This window comes from Paenibacillus sp. GP183, assembly GCF_900104695.1.
Taxonomy (GTDB): Bacteria; Bacillota; Bacilli; order Paenibacillales; family NBRC-103111; genus Paenibacillus_AI.
The window spans coordinates 1,335,212-1,348,448 of record NZ_FNSW01000001.1 but is presented as its reverse complement, the minus strand read 5'-3'; the positions used below and the strand labels follow the sequence as shown (position 1 = coordinate 1,348,448).

The following is a 13,237-nucleotide window of genomic DNA, read 5'->3' as shown; positions in this document are numbered from 1 at the left end:
ATAAAGCCTCCTAAAGAGATTTATTCACGAATTTGCCCGCTTCCATAAACGCGGTATTTCATAGATGTCAGTGCAGGAAGTCCCATGGGACCACGAGCGTGCAGCTTCTGTGTGCTGATGCCGATTTCAGCTCCAAAACCGAATTCAAAACCGTCTGTAAAGCGGGTGGATGCGTTATGATATACCGCAGCGGCATCAACATCTTGCATAAACCGCCTTGCATGGGCGGCATTCTCGGTCACGATACATTCCGAATGCATGGTGCCATGCCGGCGAATATGCTCAAGAGCTTCATCCAGACCTTGGACGACTTTGACATTAAGAATATAATCGCCATACTCGGTATCCCAATCTTCGGCAGCGGCTTGTTTCATAGCAGGCACCAAGGCTCTGGAGTATTCATCCCCACGCAGCTCGACGCTGGCCGATATAAATAATTCGGCTAATGCTGGGAGATATTTGGCCGCAAAAGCTTCATGGACAAGCAAGGTTTCCATTGAATTACAGACAGAAGGGCGCTGCACCTTCGCATTTATCGCTATTTGGATCGCCATCTCGGGAATAGCGGTTTCGTCTATAAAAGTATGACACACGCCTGCCCCCGTTTCAATGACGGGGACAGTTGCGTTTTTAACAACTGTTTGAATAAGAGAGGCTCCGCCTCTGGGAATAAGCACATCCAATAAGCCATTCAATTTCAGCATTTCATCCACTGAGGAACGGTCAGGATCCATGATGATTTGCAAAGCCTCCGCTGGAATAGAGGAACGACGAAGAGCAGCATGAAGTACTTCAATGATGCGCTCATTCGAATGAAGGGCAGCAGAACCTCCACGCAGTACTACCGCATTGCCGGTCTTCAGGCATAAGCCCGCTGCATCGACCGTCACATTTGGTCTGGCTTCGTAGATAATGCCGACAACTCCGATAGGAACTCGGATTTTTTTTATTTTCAGCCCATTGGGACGTGTGATCTCTTCAAGCTGGTCTCCGACCGGATCGGGGAGATCGGCTATTTGCCGCAGCCCTTCGGCCATCGCTTCGATCCGCTTCTCATCTAGAGCTAATCGATCGAGCAATGATGAGCTGGTACCCTTATCACGACCACTTTGCAAATCCAGGCGGTTGGCTTGGATAATGGATGCTTGCTCCGTCATAAGCGCATCAGCCATGAGCAGCAATGCTTCATTTTTCTGCTCCGTCGTCAAATTCCCCAGGATTCGTGTCGCGTGTTTCGCCAGCTTGGCTTTCTCTATAACTTCACTCATCGGATTAGGCCTCCATTTAAAATTCCAATATTCACTTGATCGTTACCCATTCATCGCGATGAATGACTTCGATCCGTGCCACCTCAACGCGCTTTCGCACCTCGTCGGTGGAAAGCCCCGCTGCCGCTTGCAGCTGCCAAGCTGCGTAATTGACAACGCCGCGGCCGAGCGTCTCGCCGCTGAGGCTGGCGACCTCAATGACGTCGCCGGGGTGGAAGTCGCCAGCGACTTCCTTAACCCCTGCCGGCAAGAGGCTCTTGCCGCCGGAGAGCAAAGCCGCCTCGGCGCCGCGGTCGACGATTATCGTGCCAGCGGTCGGCGAGTGAAAGCCGACCCACTGCTTCTTCATCGACAGGTTGCTCAGCGCCGTGTCGAAGTACGTACCCTTGCCGCTGCTGCCGAGGGCAAGGGACAGATCGCCGGGCTCCACGACGCGCCCGACGAATACTGGCACTCCGCCGCGCATCGCTATCCGCGCGGCTTCGATCTTGGAGCGCATTCCGCCTGTGCCGACAGCGCTCCCCGACCCGCCAGCCATGCGCATGAGCTCATCGCTGATCAGATCCACGCGATCGATGCGCTGCGCGCTCGCGTTCTTGCGGGGGTCGTCGGTGTACAGGCCGTCCATATCGGTGATAATCAGCAGCCGGCCGGCTTTCACAAGGTTGGCGACCAGCGCCGACAGCGTATCGTTGTCGCCGAACTTCAGTTCATCCACCGAGACCGTGTCGTTCTCGTTGATGATCGGAATGACGCCCCGCTGGAGCAGCTCGTCTATCGTCATTTGTGCGTTATTCACGCGCTTTCGGTTCGAGAAGTCGTAGCGCGTCAGCAAAATCTGCGCAACTCCAATGCCATTGGCCGCGAACGCTTCATGGTAGGATTGCATCAGCAGGGCTTGACCGACCGCCGCGGCGGCCTGCTTCTCGTGGAGCGCCTTGGGCCTCGTCTTGTACCCAAGGGAAGTGAAGCCTGCTGCTACAGCGCCTGAAGTGACGAGCAGCGTCTGATATCCGGACGCCAGCAAGCTGGCCAGCTCATCTGCGAAAAAGCGGATTTTGTCCACATTCAATCCGCCGTTTTCCGATGTCAATGAACTGCTCCCTATTTTAACGACGATACGCTGCTGCATGATTGATCCCATCCTTACTTTTACCTTTTAGCGGATTCGTGATTGAAAAAACAAAAAGACCCCCGTCCTGTAAGGACGGAAGCCTGTAACTTCCGCGGTACCACCTTAAATTGACACGTAAAGTGTGTCCAACTCGGGTTCCCTTGGTAACAGAAGGGTACTGTTCAACTCATCGTTGACCGTTCAGGGGCGGGTTCGGCACCGATTCACGGTAAGCTCTCTCAGCCAGTGGAGCTTACTCTCTGAAGCATGATTCTCGGTTCCTACTATTCCCATCACTACGTTCGTTTTCTTTTTAGAATAGCACGCGGGTCATCCATTGTAAAGGAGCAGCGGCCTGCGCTCGGTGTCGGTTCGGGGTTGACGCAGATTCACATTGATGACATCGATGACATCAATCAAATAATTGCAAATTGCCGATCCGCTGTACTGCTTCTTCCAGACGTTCCTCCGAGGTGAGGAGACCCAGTCGAACATAGCCCTCGCCATGCATGCCGAAGCCGATTCCCGGAGCTACCACAACCTTGGCTTCCTGCAGAAGCAAATCAGCAAGGCTTGTGGAGGTATGATTCTTCGGAACAGGAAGCCAGGCAAAGAAGGAACCCTCTGATGGACGGGCCTGCCATCCAATGCCTTTAAGCGCTTGAAACAGGGCATTTCTGCGGCTCTCATATAGCGCGTTAAGAGCAATGACACTGTCCTGCGGTCCAGTAAGAGCTGTGGCTGCTGCGACTTGAATGCCCCCAAATAAAGAGCAGAAGTAATGATCCTGCAGCAGGTTAATGAGTCGGATGACTTCCCGATTTCCAAGCGCGAAGCCTACCCGCCAGCCGGCCATGTTGTAGGATTTGGATAAGGTGTAGAACTCTACGCCGACTTCTTTGGCTCCGGGAGTCTGCAGAAAGCTGATAGGTTTTTGCCCGTCAAAGCCAATAGCTCCATAGGCAAAATCGCTGGCAACCACGATCCCGTGCTTTTCCGCGAAAGCCACCGTCTCTTCATAAAAAGAAGCCGGAGCCGTAACCGCTGTAGGATTGTTCGGATAATTCATAAACATCAGCTTGGCGCGTTTTAAAACTTCTTGATCCAGAACAGAATAATCCGGCAGGAAGCGGCTTTCTTCCTTCAAAGGCATGAAAGCCATTTCGGCTCCAGCCAATGCGACACCTGACCAATAATCCGGATATCCGGGATCCGGAACGAGGCAAACATCTCCCGGATTGAGCAGAACCTGACTGATCTCGATCAGTCCGATCTTCCCTCCGAACAGTATAGCGACTTCCGTTTCCGGATCGAGATCTACCTGGTAATCCTCTTTATAGCGCTGGACAATCGCTTCTTTTAAGAAGGGAAAACCGCTGAAAGGCGGATAGCGATGATAGGCCGGATTCGCGGAAGCTTCCTGCATAGCTTGTACAATATGAGCAGGCGTCGGCTGATCCGGATTGCCCTGACCGAGATTAATCACATCGTGCCCTTGGGCGATTTGCTCATTTGCTTTGCGCACCAGATTGGCAAAAAATTGGGTTGGCAGGCCAGCAATCCGATCGGCCGGTTGTATAGGGATGGAGCTAGTTTTTTGAGAAAAGGCTGCCATTATGGATCACACTCCGGGAAGCTGTCATTTTGCAATAAAAATAATGTAACATGATTTACTAGCGGTGTATAGCGCTAAACATTGAACTGCTGCGGAACTTCGACTAATATTAGTATCAAAGTATGGATGTAATTCCGGAAGGAGAAGCTCTGAATGACAGCGGCAAACATTTTGACGATTTCATTACTGCAGATGGATATTGTGATCGGGGAACCGGATGTGAATTTTGCACATTTGGAAAAGCTGCTGCAACAAGCGGTTTATGCTCAGGTGAAGCCCGATGTGATTATCTTTCCCGAGATGTGGAATACCGGATACGCATTGGAGGAAATCCATCAATTGGCGGATAGGGAAGGCGAGAGGACAAGAGAGCTGATCTCCAGCTTTGCGGCTAAGCATCAAGTCCATGTGATAGCAGGTTCAATTGCCGATAAACAAGCGGAACAAGTACTCAATACGATTTATATATTTGACAGGGACGGCAACCAGGTTGCGGATTATTCCAAAATTCATCTTTTCCGTTTAATGGACGAGGAAAAATATTTGTCCAGCGGCGATGAGTTAGGGAGCTTTGAGCTTGAAGGCACACCTGCCGGCGCCATGATCTGTTATGACATAAGATTCCCTGAGCTGGCTCGCAAGCTGGCTCTGGATGGAGCGCAAATTTTGTTCGTTCCGGCAGAATGGCCTCATCCAAGGCTTCATCATTGGAGAACTCTGCTGATGGCCAGAGCTATTGAAAATCAAATGTACGTGGTTTCCTGCAATCGTGTAGGGAAAAGCGGAACCACTGAATTTTTCGGTCATTCCATGGTGATCAATCCATGGGGCGAGATTTTGGTTGAAGGGGGGGAAGCGGAAGAAATTTTGCAAGCAACGATAGATTTGGGAGAAGTTCAGCAAGTCCGCAATAAAATTCCCGTTTTCGAGGATCGCCGTCCGCAGTTGTATTGAAAACATGTTTAAGGAGGTAATCTTCATGCTGAAATCGTATATACTGTCGCGAAACGGGAATGTAAAACTGAAGGATTACGATGCTGATGACACGGGAGCAATGGAAGAAAATGAAGCGTTCCAGTCTGAATTTCAGACTTTGAAAGAAAAGCTGGAAGATCTTCAGGACGAGCTGATCGCTGATAAAAAGCACGCCCTCCTGATTATTTTTCAAGGAATGGATTGCAGCGGTAAGGACGGAGTCATCCGAAAAGTCCTGTCCTCGATGAATCCTCAAGGCTTTCAGGTGACCAGCTTCAAAAAGCCGACGGATGAGGAGCTTTCCCACGATTTCCTTTGGCGCGCCCATAAAGCTGTGCCGGCCGCAGGCTATATTGCTGCCTTCAACCGGTCTCATTATGAAGATGTGCTCATAACGCGTGTTCACGGCCTGATTTCCAATAAGGATGCTAAACGCAGGTTCAGGCACATACGTAATTTTGAAAAGCTTCTGGTGGGCAGCCAGGTGAAGGTGGTCAAAATATTTTTGCACATTTCCAAAGATTTTCAGCTGGAAAAATTGAAGGACCGCCTGAGCAATCCGAAGAAAAAGTGGAAGTTCGATCCGGCTGATCTGCAAGAGCGCAAGCTATGGAATGAATACCAAAGCGCTTATGAGGATGTGTTCAATGAATGCAATACCAAAGAAGCTCCCTGGTACTTGGTCCCGGCGAATAATCGCTGGTTTCGCGATTATTTGGTCCTGAAAATCGTTGTAAAAGCTCTCGAGGAAATGAACCTGAAGTACCCTGAGCCCGATCCGGAGCTGGAGGTTTTGCTGCGCTCCATGGATCTTGCCGATAAAGATATTTGATTTTTTTCGTTATCTTTTGTAAACTAGATCCAATCACATAGGAATTTTGGCTGAGAAGGACCTATAGTACCTGAATGATTCTTGCGTAAAGCGAGCCGGGGGCGGTGAAAGCCCGGACGAAGAACAGGGAAGCGGCAGTCTGGAGCCGACATCAAATAAAGGGGATGCGCCTGCCTGTAAGGCTGCGTATCAACTAGGGTGGAACCGCGGGTCATAAGCTCCCGTCCCTAGGCATCGTGGATGCCTATGGGATGGCGGGCTTTTATTTATTGAACACATTTGAAGGGGCGAGTAATAATGAGTGTCAGTATGGAACAAATCGTAGCATTGGCCAAGCACAGAGGCTTTGTTTTTCCGGGCTCCGAAATCTACGGAGGATTGGCGAATACTTGGGATTACGGACCGCTCGGCGTCGAGCTAAAGAACAATATCAAACGGGCTTGGTGGAAAAAATTCATCCAGGAATCGCCTTATAACGTCGGCTTGGATGCTGCGATTTTGATGAATCCGCAGGTATGGGTCGCTTCTGGCCACGTAGGCAATTTTAATGATCCGATGATCGATTGCAAGCAGTGCAAAGCACGTCACCGGGCGGATAAGCTGATTGAAGGGAAGCTCGCCGAGAAGGACATTGAAATTATTGTCGACGGCATGACCTTCGACGATATGGCCAAGCTGATCAAGGAGCATGATATCGTTTGTCCGGATTGCGGGAGCAAGGATTTTACGGATATCCGCCAGTTTAATCTGATGTTCAAAACATTCCAGGGTGTGACTGAATCCAGTGCCAATACGGTGTACCTGCGTCCTGAAACGGCACAGGGGATTTTTGTGAACTTTAAGAACGTCCAGCGGACCATGCGTAAAAAGCTGCCCTTTGGCATTGGGCAAATCGGCAAAAGCTTTCGCAATGAAATAACCCCAGGCAACTTTACCTTCAGAACCCGTGAATTTGAGCAAATGGAGCTGGAATTTTTCTGCAAGCCGGGCGAGGATTTGAAATGGTTCGAGTACTGGCGCAGCTACTGCCACAACTGGCTGCTCACTCTTGGACTCAAACCGGACAACTTGCGCCTGCGCGACCATAATGATGACGAGCTTTCCCATTACAGCAACGCCACGACAGATATAGAATATAAATTCCCCTTCGGCTGGGGCGAGCTTTGGGGAATCGCTGATCGGACAGACTTCGATCTCAAGCAGCATATGGAACACTCCGGCGAAGATTTTAATTATATCGATCCGGAGACGAATGAACGCTATATGGCTTATTGCATCGAGCCTTCCCTGGGTGCAGATCGTGTAACGCTATCCTTCCTTATCGATGCTTATGAAGAGCAGCAGCTGGAAGGGGATGACAGCCGCACCGTGCTTCACTTCCATCCAGCCTTAGCGCCAATTAAAGCAGCGATTTTCCCGCTTTCCAAGAAGCTGTCGGAAGGCGCCGGGCAAGTGTTTGCCGACCTTGCGAAGCATTATATGGTAGACTATGACGAAGCCGGATCCATAGGCAAAAGGTACCGTCGTCATGACGAAATCGGCACGCCGTTTTGTATCACGTACGATTTTGACTCCGAGCAGGATGGACAAGTGACGGTGCGAGATCGTGATACGATGGAGCAAACAAGAATGCCCATCAGTGAGCTGAAGGCATTTATCGAATCGAAGCTTCAGTTCTAATTGTCAATTTATAATCGGCAGAGCCCAGCGCTCTGCCGATTGTTCTTTATGTTGTATTTGTGGCATTCCTTGTGATATTATCTCGTACCACTAGAATCGTATATCCACCACTTCAACCTCATGGACATGCGGCATCTGCTTGATGTTGTAGTAAATCGCCGTAATCGACATCCTGTTATGTGCCGAGACGGCCAATTCCAATTGCTGGTAATCTTCGCCCAGATCCTTCACTTTGACATGCTTCACCCTGACCAATTCATGGCTTATCCGGTCGATGAGAGCATGTATTTCGTCATTCGGCTCCAGTTTGATGTATATGGAAAGCTCGTGCTCTCTCAACTTGTGGGGCCCGAACTGCTTGATGATCATCGGGAATAGATTGACGATCACAATGATGAGCACCATGGCTGTAACGGCTTCCTTGTAAAAGCCCGCGCCTGAGGCGATTCCAAGTCCGGATGCCGACCATACCATGGCCGCTGTAGTCAAGCCCGAAATCACATCGTTTTGGCGTCTTAAAATCACTCCAGCCCCAATAAATCCGACACCGCTTACAATTTGCGCTGCAAGCCGCAGCGGATCCATATTTGTCCGTCCCAAGATGGCAAAACGTTGGGCGGATTCGATGGAAACGATAGTAATCAGGCAGCTGGCTACCGAAATGACCATGAAGGTCTTCATACCGATCTGCTTATGTTTCAACTCGCGGTCAATCCCGATCAGGAAGCCTAGAAGCAACGCAATGCCCAGTTTGACAAATAAATCGTTAGTCATACGGAAGCAATTTCTTTGTCGAGCTGTTTTTTCATTCTTTCAAACTGTGCTTCGACAAAGATGTCCTCCACTTCATCGCGCGCAATCCGCAAAGTTTTTTTGGCAATAGGGAGCAGCGACGGAGCCGCAAAGACCAAAGCTGCCAGGATAATGATTTTTTCAACATTTCGCTCCATAATTGACTGATCACCTCCAGGAAATATTACCTATTCCGCAATCAAGCTGCGGAATAGGGTGGGTTTGCCGACTGATCGGCATTGTCTAAGGGCTGTTTGCCAGATAAAACGGCCAGGATAGCTTTCGATATCATTGAGACGGAAGCCCCGACTAATAGGATCGGCACCCAATGACGCAAAGTCAAAGGCGCCGTTTTGAACCATCGGGCTACCTGAGGAACATAAAGGGTAGTAAGTAGAGCTAGGGCTGATATTCCTATTGTTCCGAGCATGAACCGATCTTTTCGTAAATCGACTACGGTTTCGTTAGAATCTTCCCGCCGCCAGGAAAAGGTCTGAATAAGCTTGCCTGCAATTAAAGTTGCAAAAGCTACGCTTCGCGCGACCCTAACAGGGGCGCCGGATGCGAGGGCGGAAGCAAACAGTGCGATAGATCCCATTCCGAGCACTGCGCCGCGCGTCACGATTTTTCGATACAGCTGTTTGTCTACGATATCAACGCGTCGGGTCTCTTTCGTTTTGTTGCCTGGATTGGCGGCAAGAACCATAGCCGGCAGGGCATCCGTCAAAAGATTCATCAGCAGAATTTGAATGGGAACAAGCGGTAACGGCATACCGACAAAAACGGCTCCGCTTATGACAAGGATTTCAGCCAGATTACCGGATAAAAGGCATCCGAGCGCCCTTCGTAAATTGCCGATAATCGTTCTGCCTTCCTTGACACCGTCCATAATGGAACTAAATAGATCATCCTGGAGCACCATATCCGCCGTTTCCTTTGCTACTTCAGTTCCCGTTAGTCCCATAGCGATGCCTATATTCGCTTGTTTGATGGCCGGTGTGTCATTGACACCGTCTCCGGTCATGGCAACTATTTGCCCCTGGCGTTGAAGTGACTTGACAATGCGCAGCTTGTTCTCGGGCGTCATTCTCGCAAAGATCGATACATTTTCAACAACGGAGTCCAACTCTTCATCTGTTAATCGATCCAGCTCGTAGCCGGACAGCACTTTGTTCCCGTCAAAAATTCCGATTTGCTTGGCGATGGCAATTGCAGTGATGGGATGGTCGCCAGTAATCATAACCGTCTTGACACCGAGCGAGTAGGCTTGACGAATAATTTTTTCCAGATCTTCTTTCGGCGGGTCTATCATCCCTACCATTCCGATATAGATCATATGATCTATATCGATGCCGGATGGGCGATCCTCATTCGGGTCGATAGGGAAGCAGGCCAATCCAAGCACTCGAAGGGCATCACCGGCAAGCTTTTCGTTTTGCTTCATAATTTTGTCCCTGATCTCATCAGTTAGTGGAAAAACCTCTCCGTTCAGCTGATATGAGCTGCAGTGCAGCAGGATGCTCTCAACGGAACCTTTCGAAAGAAAATAACAATCTTGCCCGGTAGCCGTATCCTTACAGACAACGCTCATTCTGGCGGTATTCGAATCGAATGGAATTTCATCGCAACGATGCCAATGAGCAAAATGCTCCGGTCCTAGACCGGCTTTTGCCGCCATCGACAGCAGGGCTCCCTCAGTTGGATCGCCTTGTATCTTCCATTTGTCCTCCTTCATATGCAGCTTGCTGTTGTTGCATAACACTGCAATTTGAATGATACGCTGCAGTTCCTTTTGCAAGTCCGGCTGATCTTCCATGTTGTCTGGGGCACCTTCGCAGCCGCCGTCCATTTCTATCGATCCGATAGGTTCATAACCGTTTCCTTTAACAGTCCAACGGTGTTCGACTGAAGCGATTTCCTTAACCGTCATCTCATTCTTGGTAAGAGTACCTGTCTTATCGGTGCAGATCACCGTCGTCCTTCCAAGCGTCTCCAGTGCGGAAAGCTTGCGAACCACAACCCGTTTCCTCTCCATCTGGATAATACCGGCGCTTAAGGCAATAGTTACTGTAACAGGAAGTCCTTCAGGGATGGCGGAAACAGCGAGCGTGATGGCCGTGGTAATCAATTCCTTCATAGCCAAACCTCTCAATGCACCGGTTATGAAAATAACGCCGCCGGCGAGGAGCGCCCACTTTACGAATCTTTTGCTGATGGAAGTTACTTTTTCTTGAAGTGGAGTAAGCTCCTTATTCTCTTCTTTCAGGAGCCTGATCAAATGCCCGATCTCCGTATCCATACCGGTCTGTATGACGACGGCAAGCGCCTTACCGCGAGATACGTCACTCCCCATGAAGAGCAAATTGTTCCGTTCGGACAATGGACAATCTTCCGTAACCGTAACTTCATTTTTCTCCACCGGTACGGATTCTCCGGTCAAAGCCGCTTCATTCACTTCAAGGTTGCTGGAGCTGATGATGCGCAGATCCGCCGGGACCCGATCTCCAGCTTCCAGGTGTACGATGTCCCCCGGTACCAGTTCGGTCGCGGAAATGCGCATTTGCTCTCCATTGCGAATCACAGATGTTTCTGGCGGTTGAAATTGGTTAAGGTTTTGAATCACCCTTTCCGCTTTCCGCTCCTGGTAAGAGCCCATTGCTGCATTGGCGAGCAATACTGCGCCCATAGCCAATCCTTCAAGCGCACCTCCGTTAAAAAAGGCGAGGACTGCTGTCCCAACTAGCACCAGCATAGTGAATTCCTTGAATTGCCTCAAATATGAAACGATCCAGGGAATGATTTTTTTCTTTTCTAACTGATTAGGACCAAACAAGCTTTGCGAGACTAATAGCTGCTCTGAACTCAGCCCAACCCGCTCGTTAACATTGAACTTTTGCTTAATGTTTTCCCACGGCTCGGCATGCCAGTTCAGCGCTTCCGCTGTGGCGGCCACTTCATTGGATATTATTGGTGCATTTCCCGCGAAAGCGGCAGCTGCCGTTTTTTGCGATTTCGCCATAAAAATAAGCGAAATTGCGTCTGCTGCCAAATTGATTAGCGGCGCACTCATCATTCCGAGTGATGCAAGAACCGGCCCTATTAAATTCCATTTTTTTGTAATTTGAAAGTGTTTATTTACCTTGGATTCAATCTTCCGAACCCCTTTTAAAGCGATAAGAATCGACTCAAGCTGTTCGTAACCAACGGAGGATACTCCAGTTTCCGTCAAGTATCGGCTGGTCTCATGCGGCTCCTGTCCTGTGATCAGAAGCACTTCCTCGCCTTGTTGACGAAGTATGGAAATTCGTTCAAGTATGTCACCTTCATTAGCACCAAGCCAAGCAGTGTCCATGCTCAAGCCGGATATCTGCTTGCTGTCTGCCCAGGCGGAATCGCGTAGAGGAGCAACCGTTAACCCTTGCTCATACAACCGCTGTAACCGTTGTTTGGTATCCAGGGTTAAATTCTCGAGTTGGCGATAGATAAACCCCAGGCAAATAGTGCCATTGTCTGTTTGCTTTGCGACGAAAAGCACCTCAAACCCTTGCTTTTGCAAACGTTTGGCTTCCAAATAGTAGCTTTCGTAGGCAATTCCGGCCCGCCCGCAATAAGACAGAGTCCCGACGGAATATAAGGTATTATTGATGGTGCCCCGAACACCGCCGTCTTCCTGCTCCACATGGAAAGCGGTACGCAGCGTGCGGCAAGTTCTTTTCGCTGAATGGCGAACTCCTTCTTTCCAGGGATGCTCTATTTTCTCCATTAAGGAGGCAACTGTGCAGATGATTTTTTCAGGTTCTTCATTTTGGGAAGCGCATCTGGTCTCGTAAACATTTGTTTCCATAAGAAGCGACGTATCCTCAAGCAGCAATGTTTTGGTCCTTGCAAAACGGGATAGAGAGCCGTTATTCGGAATGTCCATCCCATGCTCTTTGAACTCAACCTCAGCCTGTTTCCATGCGAACTCTGCAGGAATCGTCGCCGGCCGCGGGTTGGCCGCCAGAAGCACGGCGAGTCCGCGCAGCGGATCCCTCGTCACCGCCCAGACCGCTGCGGCGGCTGCCATTCCAAGCTTCCCTGCTTTGTTGCTGTAGTCGCGGATCTCCGGGGGCAATGCAACGGCCTGTACTTCGCTCAATGCGAATTGTGTTCGCTTCCAGTTGATATATTGTATAATGCTGATTCCGGCGAGTACCACCACATTTTCGCGAATCAGCGCCAAGGCTAGCGCACTCGAGCCGAGAATAAGATCGGTATTGACCTGCTTCTCGCTGCCGAATCGGGCAATACCGCGGCTTAGAAACGGGTAACCGGTCACGACCGCTACCAGTCCCGCAAAATAGAAGGGAACGGCGCTGCCAGCTAATGCCGATTTTCCGAACAAAAGCCGCTTAGCACCTAACAGGGCAAGCCCCCCCAACGCCACCACGAGCGGGAGAGGCACGCTTTTCTTGGGTGATGCAGGCGGGTAGATCGTTTCCGGTAAGGTACTAATGGAAGCAAGATGATTATTGGAAACAATAAGTCCCCTATCTTCTCCTGACTGCGCTACGGATATTCCAAGTTCAGATGCTGCAGCTGCTTCTTTCCTGGCCAATTCGGTTTCCGGACGTTCTTCACAAAAGGTATTTGCCGTGTCGGGTCCGCATTCGCTTTCCGGCTGTTCTGCCGCAAAAATCATGCGGAAAATATCGCTGGAGGAAATTTTCCTTTCATCGTAAAGGAGAAGCATTCTGCCCGTTAGGGGGCAGGGATCAACTTTGGTCACGCCTGAGGCGGCAGTGAAAGATTGCATCAGCTTATGGGCCATATTTGTGTTCTGAAGAAGTCCGTACACTTCAATCCGGATTCTTCCCGGCATAAGGCGGACAAATCTATTCTCTACAATCGAAGGCATAAAGGTTTCGTCTCCTTGAATGGCATTTTTACTTGGCTTCATGTTTTGAAATATGTTTTACCAA

Annotated in this window: 9 protein-coding genes; 3 read left to right on the top strand and 6 right to left on the bottom strand. The window is 49.9% G+C overall.

What is annotated here, in order from left to right; all coding sequences use genetic code 11:
- Positions 1-20: 20 nt before the first annotated feature.
- The 3 genes from BLV33_RS06655 to BLV33_RS06645 form a co-directional block, all read right to left on the bottom strand.
- Positions 21-1,268 carry a glutamate-5-semialdehyde dehydrogenase gene (locus BLV33_RS06655; protein WP_090789412.1) on the bottom strand — a complete coding sequence of 416 codons (1,248 nt, stop codon included), beginning with the start codon at positions 1,266-1,268 and terminating at the stop codon, positions 21-23.
- A gap of 31 nt (positions 1,269-1,299) precedes the next feature.
- Positions 1,300-2,400 carry a glutamate 5-kinase gene (gene proB, locus BLV33_RS06650; RefSeq protein ID WP_090789410.1) on the bottom strand — a complete coding sequence of 367 codons (1,101 nt, stop codon included), beginning with the start codon at positions 2,398-2,400 and terminating at the stop codon, positions 1,300-1,302.
- Positions 2,401-2,794: 394 nt separating this feature from the next.
- Positions 2,795-3,997, bottom strand: a complete 1,203-nt coding sequence (locus BLV33_RS06645; protein WP_090789409.1) for a pyridoxal phosphate-dependent aminotransferase — start codon at positions 3,995-3,997, stop codon at positions 2,795-2,797.
- A 153-nt stretch (positions 3,998-4,150) separates the two neighbouring features.
- Between BLV33_RS06645 and BLV33_RS06640 the strand changes: the two genes are divergently transcribed.
- From BLV33_RS06640 to BLV33_RS06630, 3 genes are all read left to right on the top strand, one after another.
- Complete coding sequence (locus BLV33_RS06640) at positions 4,151-4,951, top strand: carbon-nitrogen family hydrolase (RefSeq protein WP_253186992.1); 801 nt, start codon at positions 4,151-4,153, stop codon at positions 4,949-4,951.
- A 25-nt stretch (positions 4,952-4,976) separates the two neighbouring features.
- The gene (locus tag BLV33_RS06635) at positions 4,977-5,804 is read left to right on the top strand and encodes a PPK2 family polyphosphate kinase (RefSeq protein ID WP_090789407.1); all 828 of its coding nucleotides are present in this window, start codon (positions 4,977-4,979) and stop codon (positions 5,802-5,804) included.
- A 297-nt stretch (positions 5,805-6,101) separates the two neighbouring features.
- Positions 6,102-7,484 carry a glycine--tRNA ligase gene (locus BLV33_RS06630; RefSeq protein ID WP_090789405.1) on the top strand — a complete coding sequence of 461 codons (1,383 nt, stop codon included), beginning with the start codon at positions 6,102-6,104 and terminating at the stop codon, positions 7,482-7,484.
- 90 nt (positions 7,485-7,574) lie between these two features.
- Here BLV33_RS06630 and BLV33_RS06625 read toward each other — a convergent pair whose 3' ends face one another.
- The 3 genes from BLV33_RS06625 to BLV33_RS06615 are packed head-to-tail and all read right to left on the bottom strand — an operon-like array spanning position 7,575 to position 13,173.
- Positions 7,575-8,258, bottom strand: coding sequence for an MgtC/SapB family protein (locus tag BLV33_RS06625; RefSeq protein WP_090789403.1), 684 nt, complete (start codon positions 8,256-8,258; stop codon positions 7,575-7,577).
- On the bottom strand, positions 8,255-8,434 hold the full coding sequence (locus BLV33_RS06620; protein ID WP_090789401.1) for a hypothetical protein: 180 nt from the start codon (positions 8,432-8,434) through the stop codon (positions 8,255-8,257). The genes BLV33_RS06625 and BLV33_RS06620 overlap by 4 nt, the downstream gene beginning before the upstream one ends.
- A 41-nt stretch (positions 8,435-8,475) precedes the next feature.
- The gene (locus tag BLV33_RS06615; protein ID WP_090789400.1) at positions 8,476-13,173 is read right to left on the bottom strand and encodes a cation-translocating P-type ATPase; all 4,698 of its coding nucleotides are present in this window, start codon (positions 13,171-13,173) and stop codon (positions 8,476-8,478) included.
- Between the last annotated feature and the right edge of the window lie 64 nt (positions 13,174-13,237).

What these genes read in the sequence shown, in the direction of transcription:
- BLV33_RS06640 (WP_253186992.1), top strand. Translation starts at nt 4,151, where the DNA reads ATGACAGCGGCAAACATTTTGACGATTTCATTACTGCAGATGGATATT.
- BLV33_RS06635 (WP_090789407.1), top strand. Translation starts at nt 4,977, where the DNA reads ATGCTGAAATCGTATATACTGTCGCGAAACGGGAATGTAAAACTGAAG.
- BLV33_RS06630 (WP_090789405.1), top strand. Translation starts at nt 6,102, where the DNA reads ATGAGTGTCAGTATGGAACAAATCGTAGCATTGGCCAAGCACAGAGGC.
- BLV33_RS06655 (WP_090789412.1), bottom strand. Translation starts at nt 1,268, where the DNA reads ATGAGTGAAGTTATAGAGAAAGCCAAGCTGGCGAAACACGCGACACGA.
- BLV33_RS06620 (WP_090789401.1), bottom strand. Translation starts at nt 8,434, where the DNA reads ATGGAGCGAAATGTTGAAAAAATCATTATCCTGGCAGCTTTGGTCTTT.
- proB (WP_090789410.1), bottom strand. Translation starts at nt 2,400, where the DNA reads ATGCAGCAGCGTATCGTCGTTAAAATAGGGAGCAGTTCATTGACATCG.
- BLV33_RS06615 (WP_090789400.1), bottom strand. Translation starts at nt 13,173, where the DNA reads ATGCCTTCGATTGTAGAGAATAGATTTGTCCGCCTTATGCCGGGAAGA.
- BLV33_RS06625 (WP_090789403.1), bottom strand. Translation starts at nt 8,258, where the DNA reads ATGACTAACGATTTATTTGTCAAACTGGGCATTGCGTTGCTTCTAGGC.
- BLV33_RS06645 (WP_090789409.1), bottom strand. Translation starts at nt 3,997, where the DNA reads ATGGCAGCCTTTTCTCAAAAAACTAGCTCCATCCCTATACAACCGGCC.